This window comes from Streptomyces sp. NPDC050147 (assembly GCF_040660195.1).
Classification (GTDB): Bacteria; Actinomycetota; Actinomycetes; order Streptomycetales; family Streptomycetaceae; genus Streptomyces.
Genome location: NZ_JBFALJ010000001.1, coordinates 717,505 through 737,213, shown reverse-complemented (window position 1 = coordinate 737,213; position 19,709 = coordinate 717,505). Strand labels below are relative to the sequence as shown.

Here is a 19,709-nt window from a genome sequence, read left to right as displayed (position 1 = left end):
GGAACTCGCCGCAGGACCTGAGAGGAGCGTCATGGAAGCCGTGGGCGTGATCGTGGCACTGCTCGTCCTGCTGTTTGTCGTCTTTGGTGCGTACATGACGGTGAAGGCGGTCGGAGCCGCCAAGCGCGGCGTGGACCGTACGATCTCGCAGGCGCGCAGGTCGGTGGAGGACACGACGCTCCGCGCCAAGAGCTTCGCGCAGGTCGGTACGGCCGGCGAACTGGCCCAGCTGCGCCTCTCCTTGCGTACGTCGATGCGGGCCACGCAGGACGCCCTGCAGGCGGGTGTGGTCGAAGACGCCTCGCTGAAGGAGTCCCTGGGGCTCTTCGAGCGGCTCAGCGCGCATGGGCACGAGTTGGACGACGAGCTCCGGCGTCTTGAGCGGGACCCCGACAAGACGTCCCTGGCCGCGCGTCTCCCGGCGCTGCGGGAGCGTACGGCGCAGATCACGAAGTCGGCGGACTCGCTGCGATGGGTGGTGCGCGACCGGGCCCACCGGTTCGCCGACGACGACCTGGACTCGCTGAGCTCGCAAATCGATCTGGAGACGGGTGCGCTGCGGCACTGGACGAAGGAGCCCGCGCCCCCGCAGACGCCCGCCGCGTGGCCTTCGCCCGAGCCTGCGGTGGACGCGGCGGGCGAGGGTGCCGAGCAGACGTGGACGGAACCGTCGGAGCCACAGTCCACGTCGGCGCGGCCCGCCATCACGCCGCCGGTGGAGCGGCCCACCTATCCCTGGGAGAAGCAGGCCAAGCCCGAGAGCACGACGTGATCGAGGGAGTGATCTGGCACCGCCCGGAGCGCGACTGGCAGACTGACCCGCAAGGGGCCGGGCTGCCGCCGTCGGGTCCAGGCAGGTAATCTCCACCGCATGTCCCGTCATGTCGCGATCGTCACGGATTCAACGGCCTATCTGCCGCAGCGGACGATGGAGCGGCACGGCATCACGTCGGTACCTCTGACCGTGGTCCTCGGTGACCAGGCGCTCGAAGAGGGCACAGAGATCTCCGCCCGCTCGCTCGCTCTGGCGCTGCAGAAACGGCGCTCCGTGACCACCTCGCGGCCAAGCCCGGAAGTTTTCGCGCAGACCTATCGCAAGGTCGCCGAGTCGGGTGCGACGGCCATCGTCTCGCTGCATCTGTCCGCCGAGTTCTCGGGCACGTACGACGCGGCGGTCCTGGCCGCGAAGGACGCGCCGGTTCCGGTGCGAGTGGTGGACACCGGAATGGTCGCGATGGCCCTCGGCTTCTGCGCCCTCGCGGCGGCGGAGGCCGCGGAGTCGGGCGGATCGGTGGACGAGGCGGTGACCGCGGCGGAGAAGAGGGCGGCGAACACGTCCGCGTACTTCTACGTCGACACATTGGACTACCTTCGCCGCGGCGGCCGGATCGGCGCCGCACAGGCCCTGTTGGGCTCGGCCCTTGCCGTGAAGCCGTTGCTTCAGCTGGACGGCGGGCGCATCGAGATGCTGGAGAAGGTGCGGACGGCGTCCAAGGCGATCGCACGCCTTGAGGAGATCGTGGCCGAGCGGGCCGGTTCGAACCGCGTGGACATCGCGGTGCATCACCTGGCGGCCCCGGACCGCGCGACGACCCTCGCGGACCGTCTCAGGGACCGGGTGCCCGGCCTTGCGGAGTTGCACGTGAGCGAAGTGGGGGCGGTGATCGGGGCGCATACGGGGCCGGGGTTGTTGGGGGTTGTGGTCTCGCCCTGGTGAGTGGTGGTCGGGCCTGGTGAGTCCCTGGTGAGTCCCTGGTGAGCAAATGTGGGTGACGGAGTTATCCACAACTCCTGAGTAATCCACGGGAATTGACCAAGATCAACTCGGTTCCGTCGCAGTGCCTAGCGTCGTCGGCATGGCACTTCGATCACTTTCACGGACACCTGCCGCGACGAGCGGACCGGGGCGAGGCCCCGAGTCGGACGGTCGCGCCCTTGCCGGTCGCGCCCAAGGCGGCCCTACTTCAGCCGGCCGCGCGCGATATCGCCATGCCCGCAGGCGGGCGACCCGACGCAGACACGCCTCGGCGCAATCGCGAGCACAGGCGTTGCGGCAACGCGCGGAGCTGCTTTTCACTGCCGGGGCCGAAGGGGGCGGCGACGGTGGGGGGTTGAGGTCGGGTGCGCCGCCGGGGGGTGGGGCGGGATGGCCCGGGGCGGGCGTGGGATCGGGGGTTGAGCCAGAGCCACAGGTGGGCCCTGGGGTGGGGTTGCAGCGGGAGCCGAGGCCGGAGGGGGAGGCGGCAGCGGGGTCGGGGTCGTCGGAGTCCGGGCCGAGGCCGGGGGTGGGGTTGGGGCCCAGGACACCGGCGCGATCGGAGGCTGGGCGGCGGTCGCGGAGAGGGCCGGGGCTGGCGGAGGCTGCGCCCGGGGTGAGAGTGGGGGCGGCGGGGGCCGGGCACGGGGTCGAGACCGAGATCGGGACCGAGGCCGGAGTTGGGACTGACGTAGGGGTCGAGGCCGGAGTCAGGGCCGGGAGCGGGGTCGAGGCTGGGGTCGGGCCGGGGTCGGGGTCGGGGGCGAAGCCCCGGAGGCGGGCGTTGTCGCAGCCGGACGTCGCGCCGCCGTTGCCGACGCAGGCCGCGCGGTGGCGGCAGCCGGTGTTGGAGGAGGCTGTGGGGCGTGAGCAGCCGGGGTTGGAGTCGGCGTCGTTGTCTCAGCCGCAGGTAGTGCGGCAGGTGGATGGTGTCGCGGGCCGGCAGTCGGAGCGGCGGGCTGTGCGGGGGCATCCCCCGACGCCGACGCCGACGCCGACGCCGGTGAGCGTGCGGCGAACGCCGGTTGAGCCGACGCCGGTGCCGACGGCGCAGGGCGGGCGGGGGCCCCGGTCGGCGTGGCAGCGGCCGAGGGGTGAGACGCCGACGCCGGTGAGCGTGCGGCGAACGCCGGTTGAGCCGACGCCGGTGCCGACGGCGCAGGGCGGGCGGGGGCCCCGGTCGGCGTCGCAGCGGCCGAGGGGTGGGACGCCGACGCCGGTGAGCGTGCGGCGAACGCCGGTTGAGCCGATGCCGGTGCCGACGGCGCAGGGCGGGCGGGCGCCCCGGTCGGCGTCGCAGCGGCCGAGGGGTATGACGCTGCCGCAGGCCGTGTGGCAGCAGCCTCGGTCGGCGTCGCGGCCGGACGTTGTGACCGTGCCGCAGGCTCAGGAGCAGGCCCGGCCATCGGCGCCCCATCGGGCTCAGCAGCGGGCGGAGCCCGCGGCCGACGGTGAGGGGATGCCGCCGTTGCCGGGGCGGGTGGGACTTGCCGTACGGGAGCGGTTGCCGGTGTGGCTGCAGCTGCGGTGCGGTCTTGAGCGGCGGAGTCTGGTCGCGCTCCTGGTGGTGCTCGCCGTCGCGGCGGTCTTCGCCGCCCAGCACTTCTGGGCGGGCCGGACGCAGCCGGTGCGGGAGCCGGACGTGGTCGGAGCGGCGCCCGATCGGGGCGCGGAGCCGTCGCCGGCGCCGGGAGCCCCGCCTCCTCCGGGTGGTGATGGCCGCCCGGTGGCCGGTTCCAGCGGCGCTCGGATCGTCGTGGACGTCAGCGGCAAGGTCCGCAGCCCGGGCGTTCTGCGCATGCCCGCGGGTTCCAGGGTCGCGGACGCGCTCAAGGCCGCGGGCGGCGTCCGTCCCGGTGTGGACACGGAGGGCCTCAACCGTGCCCGTCTGCTCATCGACGGCGAACAGGTGGTGGTGGGAGCTCCGGCGACGGCACCCGCAGCTCCGGCGGCCCCTGGCGCGGGGACGGCCGCGGGGCCGACGGGAGCGAGTCCTGCCGCCGCGATCAGCCTCAGCACGGCTACCGCGGAGCAACTCGACGAACTGCCGGGAGTCGGCCCCGTGCTGGCCCAGCACATCATCGACTACCGCACGGAGCAGGGCGGTTTCCGCTCGGTGGACGAACTGCGGGAGGTCAATGGAATCGGTGACAAACGCTATGCCGACCTGCAGAATCTCGTGCGGCCATGAGGGCGCCGAGCCGGGCGACGGGCGCGCAGGGAGCTCCGACGGCTCCCATGGCCATGGGGCGGCCCGCCGTTCACGCCCCGGACGGGCATCGGCTCGCGGGGGCCGAGCCCCGCCCGGAAGGCCCGCTGGACCTGCGCCTGGTGCCGCCCGCCCTCGCGGCGTGGGGCACCGCGGCCGTGGCGCTGGACGCCCCGTCCCGGTGGGTGATCGCAGCCGTGGTGGTCTGCGTGGCGGTAGCCGGGGCTCTGCTGGTGACATGGACGGTGAGGGGGAGGCGTCCGACGGGTGAAGGGCCAGGCGATGCGCGGGCGCGCCCGGGGCGTGGAGGGCGGCAGGATGCGACAGAGCCGGACGATGGCCCGAGGCGGCGGCAGTCCTGGGGGCGGGTCTCGGTGGCGGCTGTCCTCCTCTGCGCTGCGGCCGGCGCTACCTCGGCGGCACTGCATGGGGCCGACCTGCATCGGGGCCCAGTCCCCGCCCTTGCGCGTCAGTACGCGGAAGCAGAGATCGAGTTGGACGTCACCTCCGACCCTCGGCTGACCCGGCCCCGCGTCACGGGAGCCCATGCCATGCCGCCCTCCGTCATGCTGGACGCGGAGATCGTCCGGGTGACGTCGCCTGATGGCACTACCTCCGTGACCCGCACCCCGGCCCTGGTCTTCGCAGAGAGCGGGGGTGGGGACTGGGACGCGAATGCGGGAGAGGGCGGGACCAGCGGCAGGGACGCTGTCGGCTCCGGTAGGGCAGGCACTGGGGAGGTCGTCGGCTCCTGGGGGGCAGGGGGTGGAGATGCTGTCGGCCCCGGGAGGGCAGGCGGCGGGGCTTCCGTCACTGCCTGGTCCAAGGCGCGTTGGCTCGCGCTTCTGCCCTCGACCAGGCTTCGTGTGCAGGCGAGACTCGCGCCTCCCTTGCCACGCGGCGACCGCGTCGCGGCGGTGCTGCGGGTGTCGCAGGAGCCGGCGCCGCGGGTGATCGAGGCGCCGTCAGGGCCGCAGCGGTTGGCGGGGCGGTTGCGGGGCGGGTTGCGGGAGGCCACGGACGGGTTGCCGCCCGACGCGCGGGCGCTGTTGCCAGGGCTGGTGGTGGGGGACACCTCGCGCGTGCCGCTGGAGTTGGAAGAGGCGTTCAAGGCGACCGACCTGACGCACCTTCTGGCGGTGAGCGGGGCCAATCTCACGATCGTCCTCGCCTTGCTCATCGGTCCACCCAGCCTTGCCCAGCGAGCTGAACGACGAGGTCTGGCGCCGCGGTTGGGGATTTCGCTGCGGGCGACCGCGTTGATCGGCGGCGCCCTCACCCTCGGCTTTGTCATCGTCTGCCGACCGGACCCGAGCGTGTTGCGGGCCGCGGCCTGTGGACTGATCGCGCTGCTGGCCATCGGCACAGGGCGGCGCCGTTCACTGATCCCGGCGCTGGCGGCCGCCGTGCTGCTGCTCGTCCTGTACGACCCGTGGCTGGCGCGAAGCCCCGGCTTCCTGCTCTCGGTCCTCGCCACCGGAGCGCTGCTCACCCTCGCCCCGAGGTGGAGTGCTGCCCTGCGAAGGCGGCGGGTTCCGCCGCGGTTGGCCGAGGCGTTGGCCGCAGCGGCTGCCGCGCAGGCGGTGTGCGCGCCCGTCGTCGCCGTCATCGCGGCGCGGGTGAGTCTGGTGGCGGTGCCCTGCAATCTCCTCGCGGAGGTGGCCGTCGCACCCGCCACGGTCCTTGGCTTCGCCACACTTGCGACCGCGCCGCTGGCGATGCCGGTCGCCAAGGCCCTTGCGTGGAGTGCGAGTTGGCCTACCGGGTGGATCGCGGACATCGCCCGCGCGGGCGCGGCCCTGCCCGGCAGCGGGGTCGACTGGCCCGGCGGTTGGCGTGGCGGTCTGCTGCTGGCCCTCGCCACGGTCGGCGTGGTGCTGGTCGGCCGCAGGCTTGTGAGGCACCCCTGGCTCAGCGTGGCCTGCGCCCTGCTGCTTCTCCTCGCGGTCGTGCAACCGCCGCCCCTCACCCGGGTGATCGCGGGCTGGCCACCGCCGGGGTGGCGGTTCGCGGTGTGTGACGTGGGCCAGGGGGACGCCACGGTGCTCGCTGCCGGTGACGGGGCGGGAGTGGTGGTCGACGCGGGCCCTGACCCGGTGCTCGTGGACCGCTGTCTGCGTTCGCTCGGCGTGACCCGCGTACCGCTCGTGCTGCTGACCCACTTCCACGCCGATCACGTGGCGGGTCTGCCGGGCGTGCTGCGGGGGCGGTCGGTCGGGGCGATCCAGACGACGGGGTATCAAGAGCCCCCGGAGCAGGCTCGCTTCGTGCGGGCACAGGCGGCTGCCCACCGGATCCCGGTGAGTCATGCCGTGGCGGGGGAGAGGCGCCGTGCGGGTGCGGGGGTCCTCGATTGGGAGGTGCTCTGGCCCATGGCGGTCACCACGGGGGCGGGGCCGACTCCCGATGGCGCGAACGACGCCAGCGTCACCCTGCTCGTCCGGGCCATGGGGGTGACCCTGCTCCTGCTCGGTGATCTCGAACCGCCGGCCCAGCGAGCCCTGACACGGACCCCGGCTGTGGCGGCGCTGCCACCCGTGGACGTGCTCAAGGTCGCCCACCACGGCTCGGCTTATCAGGACCCCGGACTCCTGCGACGGGCCGCGCCGCGCCTCGCGCTCATCTCTTGTGGCCGGGACAACTCATACGGACATCCGGCACCCCGCACGGTCGCGGCGCTGAAGGCGGGGGGAGCGGAGGTGCTGCGGACGGATACGAACGGCTCGATCGCGGTAGCAGGCCCAACCGGTGAATCGGCAGCGCAGCCGAAGGACGGAGGTCCACCCTTGCGGGTAACCACTCGCCCTCCATAACGGCCCGCGGGCCACTGCCGCCCCGGATTACCGGGCGCCCGAGCTGCTCGCCGCTGCCGACTTGGCCGGGGTGAGCCCATCGACCTGATCGAGCCGAGCCCGCTCGCGTCTCGTCAAGCCCCCGGCCACCGGGCGGAGCCCGCTCAGGTCTCGGTGAGTCTCCCGACCCGCCAAACCCCCGCCAGGGGTGACCAATTCGGTTACTCGGGACAGTTCCAGTGCTAAGGCAGGATTTCAGTGAAGTGGGTTCGTGTTGCATCGAATGCCGTAACGGTGATCGAATGCCTCTTCGTGACCAGAGTTGTCAAGGTGCGCGGGGGTGTGTCGCAAATGTTCGGCCGTTGGCTGGGAGACCGTATGAACCGAGCCGGCCGGACGAACCGAGCCGGTCGGGTGGGTCGTGCCGGTGGGGTGGGTCGTGCCGCTCTGGCTGCGCGAGCGGGGCGAGCGGGGCGCAGCGGGGGGCCTCTTTCCGCCGTGGCGGTTCCGCCCAGCGCGGGCGTGTTGAGTTGCCGGGTGCTGGACCCCGTCAACGAGCCCGTGCGGCACGCCGAGTTCGCGGTCAGCGATGCCATGGGGCGCAAGGTCGTCGGTGGGGGGCTTGACCCGTTCGGTTCGTTCGTCGCGGCCGTTCCTGCCGGGGACTACCGCCTGGCGGTCTCGGCGGAAGGGTTCACTCCGTACCGTGCGAACGCCACGGTCGGGGAGAGCGCGCACGCCTCGCTCGGTGACGTCATGCTCCAGATAGCCCCGCCTCCGGCGCTGCCCGAGCCCGGTGACTGGGAGATCGACCCTCTGCACTCCTCGGTCGCCTTCACCGCGCGGCACATCGGTCTTGCCCGTATCCACGGCAGGTTCAACAGCTTCGCGGGCGCCATACGGCTGGGGGAGCGGATGGAGGACTCCGCGATGCACGTCGTCATCGACGCCGCCTCCATCGACACCGCGGTGAAGATGCGCGACGACCATCTGCGGTCCAAGGACTTCCTCGACGTGGAGCGCTTCCCGACGATGGAGTTCTACAGCGACCGCTTCCTGCACAAGGGCGGCACCCGCTGGGCGATCACGGGCGGACTGACGCTGCACGGGGTGACGCGCACGGTGACGCTGGAGACGGAGTATCTCGGGGTGGGCCACGGACTGGAGGGTGAGACCAGGGTGGCCTGCCGCGCCTCCACCGAGCTGCACCGTGACGACTTCACGATCAACTGGCAGACGATGCTCGCCCGTGGCATCGCCGCGGTCGGACCCAGCATCTCGATCGACCTCGACATCCAGGTCCTGCCCAAGAGCTGACACCGGCGCATACCGGGCAGGCCCTCGCAGCGCGGGTCCAAGCCCGCGCAGGCCCCCGCCGACCCATGCCCGTGCAGGCCCCTGCAGCGCGGGTCCATGCCGTGCAGGCCCCCGCCGTCCGTGCCGGGTCGTGTCTACGGAGCTTCGAGCCAGCCCTCGTGCTCCGCCGCCAGATCGTCCAGCGCCGTCCGGTCCAGGCGCCGCTCGGGGTCCTCGACCACGACCAGCCACTGGGCGTCCTCGGCGTCGTCCTCGCCGGCCAGGGCGTCACGGACGAGTTGGGGCTGCTCGCGCACGCCGAAACGGTCGGGGAGTTCTTCGGCCACTTCCTCCGCGGCATCGCGGTCGGGCAGCACCAGGACATGTCGTACGTCGGTCACCTGCTCATTCTCCGATACAGGGGGAGCCGACCGGCAACCGGCCGCACGGGACGGGCTGTCAGTGCCGCGTGGGATGCTTTACCGCGATGGCCAGGAAGACAGATACCGCCGACCCGCTCGCTCCCCTCACGCTCGCCGTGGGCCAGGAGGACCTCCTCCTCGACCGCGCCGTGCAGCAGGTGGTCGCGGCCGCCCGTGCCTCGGACCCCGACACGGACGTGCGTGACCTCACATCCGACCAGCTGCAGCCCGGCACGCTCGCCGAGCTGACCAGTCCCTCGCTCTTCGCCGAGCGCAAGGTCGTGATCGTACGCAACGCGCAGGATCTGTCGGCCGACACGATCAAGGACGTGAAGGCGTATCTCGGGTCGCCGGCCGAGGAGATCACCCTTGTCCTGCTGCACGCGGGCGGGGCCAAGGGAAAGGGCGTGCTCGACGCCGCGCGCAAGGCGGGGGCCCGTGAGGTCGCCTGCCCCAAGATGACCAAGGCCGCGGACCGGCTGTCGTTCGTGCGGAGCGAGTTCCGTGCCCTGGGGCGTTCGGCCACGCCCGAGGCGTGTCAGGCCCTTGTCGACTCGATCGGCAGTGATCTGCGGGAGCTCGCCTCGGCGGTGTCCCAGCTGGTGGCTGATGTCGAAGGCACGATCGACGAGGCCGTCGTCGGCCGTTACTACACGGGCCGGGCCGAGGCCTCCAGCTTCACCGTGGCGGACCGTGCGGTGGAGGGGCGGGCCGCTGAGGCGCTCGAAGCGTTGCGTTGGTCCTTGTCGACCGGTGTCGCTCCCGTACTGATCACCAGTGCCCTCGCGCAGGCTGTCCGGGCGATCGGCAAGCTTTCCTCCGCGAGGGGCGGGCGGCCGGCGGATCTCGCTCGCGAGCTCGGTATGCCTCCCTGGAAGATCGACCGGGTCCGGCAGCAGATGAGGGGCTGGACGCCGGACGGGGTGGCGGTGGCTCTGCGGGCTTGCGCGGAGGCTGATGCGGGCGTCAAGGGCGGGGGCGATGATCCCGAGTACGCGCTGGAGAAGGCCGTCGTCGCGATCGCCCGTGCGGCGAGGTCCCGGCGGGGCTAGGCGCTGGCGCTCGGCGTTGGCACTCGGCGTTGGCACTTTGCCGGAGCGGTGCTTGCCCTGCGGGTGCGGCGGGGTTGTTCGCGCCGTTCCTCGCGCCCCTGAGGAGCGACCGCCCGTGCTTGTCTGCGGGTGCGTTGTGGTTGGTCGCGCAGTTCCCCGCGCCCCTGAAGGGGTGCGTCCGTCGGGCTGGTGTCTGCGGGTGCGTTGTGGTTGGTCGCGCAGTTCCCCGCGCCCCTGAAGGGGTGCGTCCGTCGGGCTGGTGTCTGCGGGTGCGTTGTGGTTGGTCGCGCAGTTCCCCGCGCCCCTGAAGGGGTGCGTCCGTCGGGCTGGTGTCTGCGGGTGCGTTGTGGCTGGTCGCGCAGTTCCCCGCGCCCCTTCACAGCTCCCCGCGCCCCTTCACGGCCCCCCGCGCTCCCCGCGCCCCTTCACGGTCCCCCGCGCTCCCGGCGCCCCTTGCAGGTCCCGCCCCCGGACACAGCAATGCCCCCGGAGTGGGCCGGGGGCATCGGCGCAGCGTGGCGTACTGCGGGGTCTGTCCGCGATTCGAGGTAGAGGGCTCGAATTACCCTCGCGGGAAGGATTGATCAGCGCCCCGGCGAACCGGGGCAAAGGGTTCAGCCCTGGAGGGTCGCAACCTTCGAAGCAAGCGCCGACTTCTTGTTGGCGGCCTGGTTCTTGTGGATGACACCCTTCGAGACAGCCTTGTCGAGCTGACGCGAAGCCTCACGAGTCGCCTCGACGGCCTTCTGGGTGTCGCCTGCGGCAACGGCCTCACGGGCCTTGCGGATCGCGGTCTTCAGCGAAGACTTGACCGCCTTGTTGCGCTGACGCGCCTTCTCGTTGGTCTTGATCCGCTTGATCTGGGACTTGATGTTCGCCACGAAAGAGCCTTTTCAGGTTCAGGTACTGCAGAGGTACTGCAGATGAGTTTCTTTGACATGCGCCTCAGAAGCCGAGAGAGCCAGGAGACACAGCTGCCCAGATTACCAGCCGCTCCCCGACCGGCCCAATCCGGGCCCGCTCCTCACCTCGACCGGCCCGACCCGGGCCCGGCTCCCCTGCCCCATCCGGGCCCGGCTCCCCACCCCGACCGGCGCGGTGAGGGCCCGCTTCCCCTCCCCGACCGGCCCACACCGGGTCCAGTGCCTCACCCGTGGGACCATGGAACCTACGTATAGATCCGACCCGAGGCGACAGGCGCCTCAAGAGACAGGACCCTGCGTGCCCGCGACCCCTAAAAATGTGCCCGAGCCGAGCCGTACCGACCCGGCTCTGATCCGTAATTTCTGCATCATCGCGCACATCGACCACGGCAAGTCCACACTCGCCGACCGGATGCTCCAGCTGACCGGCGTGGTCGACCAGCGCCAGATGCGTGCTCAGTACCTCGACCGCATGGACATCGAGCGCGAGCGCGGCATCACGATCAAGTCCCAGGCGGTGCGTCTGCCCTGGGCCCCCTCGGAGGGGCCCGACAAGGGCAGTACCCACGTTCTCAACATGATCGACACCCCGGGGCACGTGGACTTCACGTACGAGGTGTCGCGCTCGCTGGCGGCCTGTGAGGGCACGGTCCTCCTGGTCGACGCGGCGCAGGGCATCGAGGCTCAGACTCTCGCCAACCTCTATCTGGCGATGGAGAACGACCTCAAGATCGTTCCGGTGCTCAACAAGATCGACCTGCCGGCCGCCCAGCCGGAGAAGTTCTCCGAGGAGCTCGCCAACCTCATCGGTTGCGACCCGGAGGACGTGCTGAAGGTCTCCGCGAAGACCGGCATCGGCGTCGAGGCACTGCTCGACAAGGTCGTCGCCGAGGTTCCGCCGCCGGTCGGTGTCGCCGACGCGCCCGCCCGCGCGATGATCTTCGACTCGGTGTACGACTCGTACCGAGGCGTCGTGACGTACGTCCGTGTGATCGACGGCCAGCTCAACAAGCGTGAGCGCATCCGGATGATGTCCACCGGCGCGACGCACGAGCTGCTCGAGATCGGTGTGTCGTCCCCCGAGATGACCCCGGCCGACGGCATCGGCGTCGGCGAGGTGGGCTACATCATCACCGGCGTGAAGGACGTCCGTCAGTCCAAGGTCGGTGACACGATCACCTCCCTGCACAATGGTGCGACCGAGGCCCTCGGCGGTTACAAGGACCCGAAGCCGATGGTCTTCTCGGGTCTCTATCCGCTGGACGGATCGGAGTACCCGGACCTGCGTGAGGCCCTCGACAAGCTGCAGCTCAACGACGCCGCCCTGGTCTACGAGCCGGAGACCTCGGCCGCGCTCGGCTTCGGCTTCCGCGTCGGCTTCCTGGGCCTCCTTCACCTCGACGTGATCCGTGAGCGGCTCGAGCGCGAGTTCGGTCTCGACCTCATCGCCACCGCTCCGAACGTGGTCTACCGCGTGGTCATGGAGGATGGCACCGAGCACACGGTCACCAACCCGAGCGAGTTCCCCGAGGGCAAGATCGACGAGGTCTTCGAGCCCGTCGTGCGCGCCACGCTGCTCGCGCCCAGCGAGTTCATCGGCTCGATCATGGAGCTGTGCCAGAACCGGCGCGGCACCCTGCTCGGCATGGACTACCTCTCCGAGGACCGTGTGGAGATCCGCTACACGCTGCCTCTCGCCGAGATCGTCTTCGACTTCTTCGACCAGCTCAAGTCCAAGACGCGCGGTTACGCCTCGCTGGACTACGAGCCCACCGGCGAGCAGTCCGCCCAGCTCGTCAAGGTCGACATCCTGCTGCACGGCGACAAGGTCGACGCCTTCTCGGCCGTCACGCACAAGGACGCGGCGTACGCGTACGGCGTGCGGCTCGTCGCCAAGCTGCGCGAGCTCATCCCGCGCCAGGCCTTCGAGATTCCCGTCCAGGCCGCGATCGGCTCCCGGGTCATCGCCCGCGAGACCATCCGCGCCATCCGCAAGGACGTCCTCGCCAAGTGCTACGGCGGTGACATCTCCCGAAAGCGCAAGCTCCTGGAGAAGCAGAAGGAGGGCAAGAAGCGCATGAAGATGGTCGGCTCCGTCGAGGTGCCGCAGGAAGCCTTCATCGCGGTGCTCTCCAGTGACGACAGCGGTCCGGGCAAGGGCAAGAAGTAGCCCACGCCCCCAGGCCCGCCGTCCCGTCCGGCACGGACGTCACACGGCGTCACACAGCCATCGCACCGGGTCCGTCGCGCTCTTGCGCGGCGGACCCGTTCTTGTAGGAAGTGACAGGCAGAAGACCCTTACGCACCGGGCCTCAGCGCTCTACTCTGATCACTGCTCGTAGGTTACTCGCAAGTTAAACAAGACCCTCGCAAGTTCAACAAGACCAGCAGCCGCCAGCCAGTCGCCGCATAGTCGCGGGTCCGGAGGATGTCGTGAGCGACACACAGACCTTGATCGAGAACCGTCCGCCGTCCGTGGCCCAACTCTTCCTGGAGCGCGTGGCGGCCACGCCCGACGCGGAGGCCTACCGCTATCCGGTGCCGGCGGCATCGGGCGAGGGCCCCGACGACTGGAAGTCGCTGAGCTGGGGGCAGGCCGCCGAGCGCGTCTACGCCATCGCGGCCGGCCTGATCGAGCTCGGTCTCGCCCCCGAGGACCGGGTGGCGCTCGCCTCGTCCACGCGGGTCGAGTGGATCCTCGCCGACCTCGGCATCCTCTGCGCGGGCGCGGCCACCACCACGGTGTATCCGCAGACCAACGCCGAGGAGTCCACCTACATCCTGGCCGACTCCGGCAGCCGGGTCCTGATCGCCGAGGACGCCGCGCAGCTCGCCAAGGCGCGCGAGAAGCGGGCCGAGCTGCCCGATCTGAGGCACGTGGTGGTGATCGACGCCGAAGGCGCGGGGCCCGTCGAGACAGACCCCGACGGCTGGGTGCTCACCCTCGCCGACCTGGAGGCGCGCGGCGCCGCCCACCTGGAGAAGAACCCGGAGGCGGTCAAGGAGCGGATCGCCGCCATCACCAAGGACCAGCTCGCCACGATCATCTACACCTCCGGCACCACCGGCCGCCCCAAGGGCGTGCGCCTGCCGCAGGACAACTGGTCGTACATGGCCAAGGCCATCGCGGCGACCGGGCTGCTCGGCCCGGACGACGTGCAGTACCTGTGGCTGCCGCTCGCGCACGTCTTCGGCAAGGTGCTGACCTCGGGCCAGATCGAGCTCGGGCACGTCACCGCGGTCGACGGCCGCGTCGACAAGATCATCGAGAACCTGCCGGTGGTGCAGCCGACGTACATGGCCGCCGTGCCGCGCATCTTCGAGAAGGTCTACAACGGGGTCGCGGCCAAGGCCCGGGCCGGTGGCGGCGCCAAGTACAAGATCTTCCTGTGGGCCGCCGAGGTCTCCCGCGAGTACGCGAAGGTCAGCCAGGACAACTTCCGCAGGACCGGCAACGCGTCGGTGCCCTTCGGGCTGCGCGCCAAGCACAAGGCCGCTGACGCGCTCGTCTACTCCAAGCTGCGCGAGGCCTTCGGCGGACGGCTGCGCGCCGCTGTCTCCGGGTCGGCCGCGCTCGCGCCCGATATCGGCTACTTCTTCGCCGGCGCGGGCATCCACATCCTGGAGGGTTACGGCCTCACCGAGTCCTCCGCCGCCTCCTTCGTCAACCCGGGCGAGGCCTACCGCACCGGCACCGTCGGCAAGCCGCTGCCCGGCACCGAGGTCCGGATCGCGGACGACGGCGAGATCCTGCTGCGCGGCCCCGGCATCATGGAGGGCTACCACGGCCTTCCGGAGAAGACCGCCGAGGTCCTGGAGTCCGACGGCTGGTTCCACACCGGTGACATCGGCGAGCTGTCCGCGGACGGCTATCTGCGGATCACCGACCGCAAGAAGGACCTGATCAAGACCTCCGGCGGCAAGTACATCGCGCCCGCCGAGGTCGAGGGCCAGTTCAAGGCCGTCTGCCCGTACGTCTCCAACATCCTGGTGCACGGCGCCGACCGGAACTTCTGCACCGCACTGATCGCGCTCGACGAGCCGTCCATCCTGGCCTGGGCCAAGGACAACGGCCTGGACGGCAAGAGCTACGCGGACGTGGTCGCGGCCCCGGCGACGGTCGAACTGGTCGAGGGCTACGTGAAGGAGCTCAACGAAGGCCTCCAGCGCTGGCAGACCGTCAAGAAGTTCAAGCTGCTGCCCCGCGACCTGGACATCGAGCACGGCGAACTGACGCCCAGCCTGAAGCTGAAGCGGCCGGTCGTCGAGCGTGAGTACCAGCACCTGATCGACGAGATGTACGCGGGTTCGCGCGAGGCCTGACTCTGAGCCTCGACTCCCGCGCACGCACGGGCGGGGGGATGCCGGACCCATGGGGAAGGACTCATGGGTCAGCCGCCACCCCGCCCGCGCCGCATCTCCTTCACCAGCTCCTCCATGTGCGTCACGTGGTGGCGCAGTTCGAGGACGTCCTTGAGGCTGCTGGCCGCCATATGCGTCTCGATGGCGGAGAGGCGCGCGGCCAGCTCGTCGAACTGCTGCTGTTCGCGCGCCAGGATCGTCTCCAACTGCCGGTTCTTGCGGTGCAGTTCGAGGAAGACGGTGACCTTGGCGCGCAGCACCCAGGGGTCGAACGGCTTGGTGAGGTAGTCCGCGGCGCCCGTAGCATAGCCCCGGAAGGCGTAGCCCGCGTCGTTGTCGGTGCCCGTCAGGAAGATGATGGGCACGTCCTTGGTCTGGTCGAGCCGTTTGATGTTGGTCGCGGTCTCGAAGCCGTCCATCCCCGGCATGCGCACGTCCAGGAGGATCACGGCGAAACGTTGGCGCAACAGTGCCTTCATCGCCTCCTCGCCCGAACGAGCGCGCACGAGTGGTTCGTTGAGTGACCCCAGGACGGCTTCGAGCGCCAGCAGGTTGTCCTCCATGTCATCGACAAGAAGGATGCTCGAGCGGTTGTCGGTCAAGACCTCTGTGCTCATGGTGACGGTGCCTCACTCGGTCGGCGGCGGAACAGCGGCCTCCCCGAGAGCGCCTGCCGGTTCCGGTGCAACGGTCGTGTCTGTGGTGGTGGCCGTGTCCGGCTCTGCCGTGCCCGCGCCCTCAGGGGCCAGGAGCGCACAGGCGACGGTGAGCAGCTGGTCCACGTCCACGGGTTTGGGTACGTAGTCGTTGGCGCCCTGCTCGATGGCCTTCTCGCGGTCACCGGGCATCGCCTTCGCGGTCAGCGCGATGATGGGAAGGCCGGTCCAGCGGGGGGTGCGGCGGATCGCGGTGATGGTTTCGTAGCCGTCCATCTCCGGCATCATGATGTCCATCAGGATGAGGTCGGTGTCCGGGTTGCGCTCCAGTGTCTCGATTCCTTCCCGGCCGTTCTCCGCGTAGAGGACAGGCATGCCGACGCGGCTCAGCACATGGGTGAGCGCGAAGACGTTGCGGATGTCGTCGTCCACGATCAGGACGCGGCGCCCCCGCAATATGCGGCCCGCAGGCCCCTCGCGGTACTCCTCCAGCTTGGTCGGCGTCGGCCAGCTGTCGTTCTGTTCGTGGAAGGTGTGCGGGGACATGGTGACCCGCTCGTCGTGCGGCTCCGGTGTCGTGAGCGACCTGGTGGCCGCGTACGCCGCCGCCGCGGGCCCATGGCCGGGGTGCACCACGGGGACGTAGAGCGAGAAGGTGGAGCCCTGCCCCGGACTGCTCTCCGCGGTGATGCGGCCGCCGAGGAGACCTGCGATCTCGCGGCTGATGGAGAGACCGAGGCCGGTGCCGCCGTACTTGCGGTTGGTGGTGCCGTCGGCCTGCTGGAACGCCTCGAAGATGGCCGGCAGCTGATCGGCCGGGATGCCGATGCCGGTGTCCGTGACGGCGAAGCAGAGGCGGTCGCCGCCGTCGTGGAGCCGCCGGTCGCCGGCGTTCTTGACGCGGGTGACGCGCAGTTCGACCCGGCCGCTCGCGGTGAACTTGACCGCGTTCGACAGGAGGTTGCGCAGGATCTGCTGGAGCCGCTGCTCGTCCGAGAACATCTCGCGCGGCACGTCCTCGCCGACCGACACCTCGAAGGCGAGCCCGCGGTCCAGGGTGAGCGGGCGGAACGTCGCGTGGACGTAGTCGAGGACCTTGATGAGGGGGAGCTTCTTGGGGCGTACGTCCATCCGGCCCGCCTCGATCTTCGACAAGTCCAGGATGTCGTTGATCAGTTGCAGGAGATCGGAGCCCGAGCGGTGGATCGTGGTCGCGAACTGCACTTCCTGGTCGGAGAGGTGGCTGTCGGGGTTGTCGGAGAGCAGCCGGGCGAGGATGAGCAGGGAGTTCAGCGGGGTGCGGAGCTCGTGCGACATGTTCGCGAGGAACTCCGACTTGTACTGCGACGACGTGGCGAGCAGCGCCGCCTTCTCCTCCAGCTCGGCGTTCGAGCGCTGCAACTCGGCTTGCTGGAGCTGGAGTTCGTCCGAGCGGTCCTGGAGCTGCGTGGCGAGCCGCTGGGACTCGCTGAGCAGTGACTCCGTACGGGAGTTGGCGATGATCGTGTTGATCGCGACGCCGATGGTGCTCACGAACTGGTCGAAGAACGCCAGGTGCACGTCCGAGAAGCGGGAGAACGTGGCCAGCTCGATGACGCCGAGCAGCTTGTCCTCGAAGAGGATGGGGATGATCACCAGGCTGGCCGGGGCGGCGTCCCCGAGCCCTGAGGTGATCTTGATGTAGTCGGGCGGCACCTCGTCGACGAGGATCCGCTTCTTCTCCAGGGCCGCCTGGCGCACCAGACCGTGCGGGGGCATCGCGCCCGTGTCGACGACCGAGCCCTGCGCGGAGCCGTACCCGGCGATGAAGGCGAGCCCCTTGACCGGGGGAGTCTGCAGCGTCGCGGCGTCCCCGGCCTCCGGGTCGGCCAGGAAGAAGGCGCCGTACTGCGCGTTCACCAGCGGGGTCAGCTCGCGCAGGATCAGGTCGGCGACCTCCATCAGGTCGCGGTGGCCCTGCATCAGACCCGCGAGACGGGCCAGGTTCGACTCCAGCCAGTCCTTGGCGCGGGTGGTCTCGCGGAGGTTGGAGACCATGACGTTGATGTTGTTCTTGAGCTCGGAGACCTCGCCGCGGGTCTCGACCGTGATGGAACGGGTCATGTCGCCCTGGGCCACGGCCGACGCGACCTCAGCGATCGCGCGGACCTGGGTGGTGAGGTTCAGGGCGAGTTCGTTCACGTTGGTCGTGAGGCGTTTCCATGTGCCGTAGACGCCCTCGACCCGCGCCTGGCCGCCCAGTTGCCCCTCGGAACCGACCTCACGGGCCACGCGGGTCACCTCGGAGGAGAAGGAGGACAGCGTGTCCACCATGGTGTTGATGGTGGTCTTCAGCTCCAGGATCTCGCCGCGCGCGTCCACGTCGATCTTCTTGGAGAGGTCGCCCTGGGCCACCGCCGTGGCGACCTGCGCGATGTTGCGGACCTGGCCGGTGAGGTTGTCGGCCATGTAGTTGACGTTGTCCGTGAGGTCCTTCCACACACCCGATACGCCGAGCACCTGGGCCCGCCCGCCGAGCCGGCCGTCCGTGCCGACCTCCCGGGCCACGCGGGTCACCTCGTCCGCGAAGGCGCGCAGCTGCTCCACCATCGTGTTGACGGTGTCCTTCAGCTCCAGGATCTCGCCGCGCGCGGTCACCGTGATCATCTTGGACAGGTCGCCGTTGGCGACGGCCGTGGTGACCTGGGCGATGTTGCGCACCTGGGAGGTGAGGTTCAGCGCCATGAAGTTGACGTTGTCCGTGAGGTCCTTCCACACGCCGGACACACCGCGCACCTGAGCCTGCCCGCCCAGGTTGCCTTCGGTGCCGACCTCGCGGGCGACGCGGGTGACCTCGTCGGCGAACGCGGAGAGCTGGTCCACCATCGTGTTGATGGTCGACTTCAGTTCGAGGATCTCGCCCTTCGCCTCGACCGTGATCTTCTTGCCGAGGTCACCCTGGGCGACGGCCGTCGACACCAGGGCGATGTTGCGCACCTGAGAGGTGAGGTTGTCCGCCATGAAGTTGACGTTGTCGGTGAGGTCCTTCCAGACCCCCGACACGCCGCGCACCTGAGCGCGACCGCCCAGGTTGCCCTCCGTGCCGACCTCGCGGGCGACACGCGTGACCTCGTCCGCGAACGCGGAGAGCTGGTCCACCATCGTGTTCACCGTCGACTTCAGCTCCAGGATCTCGCCCCGGGCGTCGACGGTGATCTTCTGGCTCAGGTCGCCGTTGGCGACGGCCGTGGTGACCTGGGCGATGTTGCGCACCTGGGAGGTGAGGTTCGACGCCATGAAGTTGACGTTGTCGGTGAGGTCCTTCCAGACCCCCGACACACCGCGGGCCTGCGCCCGGCCGCCCAGCTGCCCCTCGGTGCCGACCTCGCGGGCGACACGCGTCACCTCGGCGGCGAACGCGGAGAGCTGTTCCACCATCGTGTTGACGGTCAGCTTCAGTTCGAGCAGCTCGCCCGTCGCCTCGACCGTGACCGTCCGCGTCAGGTCGCCCTGAGCCACCGCCGTGGTCACCAGGGCGATGTCGCGCACCTGGGCGGTGAGCCGGGCGGCCATCGTGTTGACGGCCTCCGTCACGTCACGCCAACTGCCCGAAAGGCCGCGCACCTTGGCGCGCCCGCCGAGCCGCCCCTCCGTGCCGACCTCACGGGCGACACGGGTGACCTCGCCCGTGAAGAGCGAAAGCTGGTCGACCATCGTGTTCACCGCGCGGCCCAGACGCCGCAGGTCTCCCCGCAGCTCACGGGAGCCGTCGTGCAGGTCCACGCGCTGGGTGAGGTCTCCGCCCGCGACCGCGTTCAGCACGCGCGTCGCGTTGGCCGCCGGGGCGACCAGGGAGTCGAGCAGGGAGTTGACGGCCACCACGCGCGTGGCCCAACTGCCCTGCCCGGGGCTCGCGGAGAACCGCTCGTCGAGGTGACCGTGGCGGATGATCTCCCGGCGTACTCGCGTGAGTTCGCTGTCGAAGTGCAGGGAGCGGTCGAGCATCTCGTTGAACACCGTGTGCAGCTCGGCGACCACGCCTTGACCGCTCACCGTGACCTTGGTGAAGTCCCCGTCGCGCGCCGACCGCATGGCGGCCAGCAGGTTGCGCAGCTCGGACGGCGTGTCCGGGGCGGATTCCGGGATGTTTTCTGCTGCCGTGTCCGGATCTTTCCCGGCGTGCGGCTGAGGTGTCGGGGCTGGTTTCGGTGCCGGAATTCGACCGTAACCGAGCGCGGGCATAGCAGTGTCATCACTCATAG

General features: G+C 70.3%; 12 protein-coding genes. 8 read left to right on the top strand and 4 right to left on the bottom strand.

The window, feature by feature from the left end:
- Positions 1 to 31: 31 nt before the first annotated feature.
- The 5 genes from AB0I94_RS03435 (at position 32) to AB0I94_RS03415 (ending at position 8,074) form a co-directional block, all read left to right on the top strand.
- Entirely contained in the window at positions 32 to 772 is a 741-nt protein-coding gene (locus AB0I94_RS03435) for a hypothetical protein (protein ID WP_363307664.1), read from the top strand.
- A 99-nt stretch (positions 773 to 871) separates the two neighbouring features.
- Complete coding sequence (locus AB0I94_RS03430) at positions 872 to 1,717, top strand: DegV family protein (RefSeq protein ID WP_363307663.1); 846 nt, start codon at positions 872 to 874, stop codon at positions 1,715 to 1,717.
- Positions 1,718 to 3,125: 1,408 nt separating this feature from the next.
- Entirely contained in the window at positions 3,126 to 3,947 is an 822-nt protein-coding gene (locus AB0I94_RS03425; RefSeq protein ID WP_363307764.1) for a ComEA family DNA-binding protein, read from the top strand.
- Positions 3,948 to 4,000: 53 nt separating this feature from the next.
- Complete coding sequence (locus AB0I94_RS03420) at positions 4,001 to 6,778, top strand: ComEC/Rec2 family competence protein (RefSeq protein ID WP_363307763.1); 2,778 nt, start codon at positions 4,001 to 4,003, stop codon at positions 6,776 to 6,778.
- Positions 6,779 to 7,135: 357 nt separating this feature from the next.
- Positions 7,136 to 8,074, top strand: coding sequence for a YceI family protein (locus tag AB0I94_RS03415; protein ID WP_363307662.1), 939 nt, complete (start codon positions 7,136 to 7,138; stop codon positions 8,072 to 8,074).
- A gap of 134 nt (positions 8,075 to 8,208) precedes the next feature.
- On the opposite strand, the gene AB0I94_RS03410 is transcribed toward AB0I94_RS03415, so the two are convergent.
- On the bottom strand, positions 8,209 to 8,454 hold the full coding sequence (locus tag AB0I94_RS03410) for a hypothetical protein (protein ID WP_361046475.1): 246 nt from the start codon (positions 8,452 to 8,454) through the stop codon (positions 8,209 to 8,211).
- 86 nt (positions 8,455 to 8,540) lie between these two features.
- On the opposite strand from AB0I94_RS03410, the gene holA reads away from it, so the two are divergent.
- Positions 8,541 to 9,527 carry a DNA polymerase III subunit delta gene (holA, locus tag AB0I94_RS03405; protein ID WP_363307661.1) on the top strand — a complete coding sequence of 329 codons (987 nt, stop codon included), beginning with the start codon at positions 8,541 to 8,543 and terminating at the stop codon, positions 9,525 to 9,527.
- A gap of 614 nt (positions 9,528 to 10,141) precedes the next feature.
- Here holA and rpsT read toward each other — a convergent pair.
- Positions 10,142 to 10,408, bottom strand: a complete 267-nt coding sequence (gene rpsT, locus AB0I94_RS03400; RefSeq protein WP_135334171.1) for a 30S ribosomal protein S20 — start codon at positions 10,406 to 10,408, stop codon at positions 10,142 to 10,144.
- Positions 10,409 to 10,748: 340 nt separating this feature from the next.
- Here rpsT and lepA point away from each other — a divergent pair, with 340 nt between their 5' ends.
- Together lepA and AB0I94_RS03390 are read left to right on the top strand one after the other, a co-directional pair.
- On the top strand, positions 10,749 to 12,620 hold the full coding sequence (gene lepA, locus AB0I94_RS03395) for a translation elongation factor 4 (RefSeq protein ID WP_363307660.1): 1,872 nt from the start codon (positions 10,749 to 10,751) through the stop codon (positions 12,618 to 12,620).
- A 263-nt stretch (positions 12,621 to 12,883) separates the two neighbouring features.
- On the top strand, positions 12,884 to 14,773 hold the full coding sequence (locus AB0I94_RS03390; protein ID WP_363307659.1) for an AMP-dependent synthetase/ligase: 1,890 nt from the start codon (positions 12,884 to 12,886) through the stop codon (positions 14,771 to 14,773).
- Between the two features lie 68 nt (positions 14,774 to 14,841).
- Here the strand turns inward: AB0I94_RS03390 and AB0I94_RS03385 are convergent, their stop codons facing one another.
- The gene (locus AB0I94_RS03385) at positions 14,842 to 15,429 is read right to left on the bottom strand and encodes a response regulator (protein ID WP_363307658.1); all 588 of its coding nucleotides are present in this window, start codon (positions 15,427 to 15,429) and stop codon (positions 14,842 to 14,844) included.
- 12 nt (positions 15,430 to 15,441) lie between these two features.
- Positions 15,442 to 19,539, bottom strand: a complete 4,098-nt coding sequence (locus AB0I94_RS03380) for a HAMP domain-containing protein (RefSeq protein WP_363307762.1) — start codon at positions 19,537 to 19,539, stop codon at positions 15,442 to 15,444.
- Positions 19,540 to 19,709: the final 170 nt, after the last annotated feature.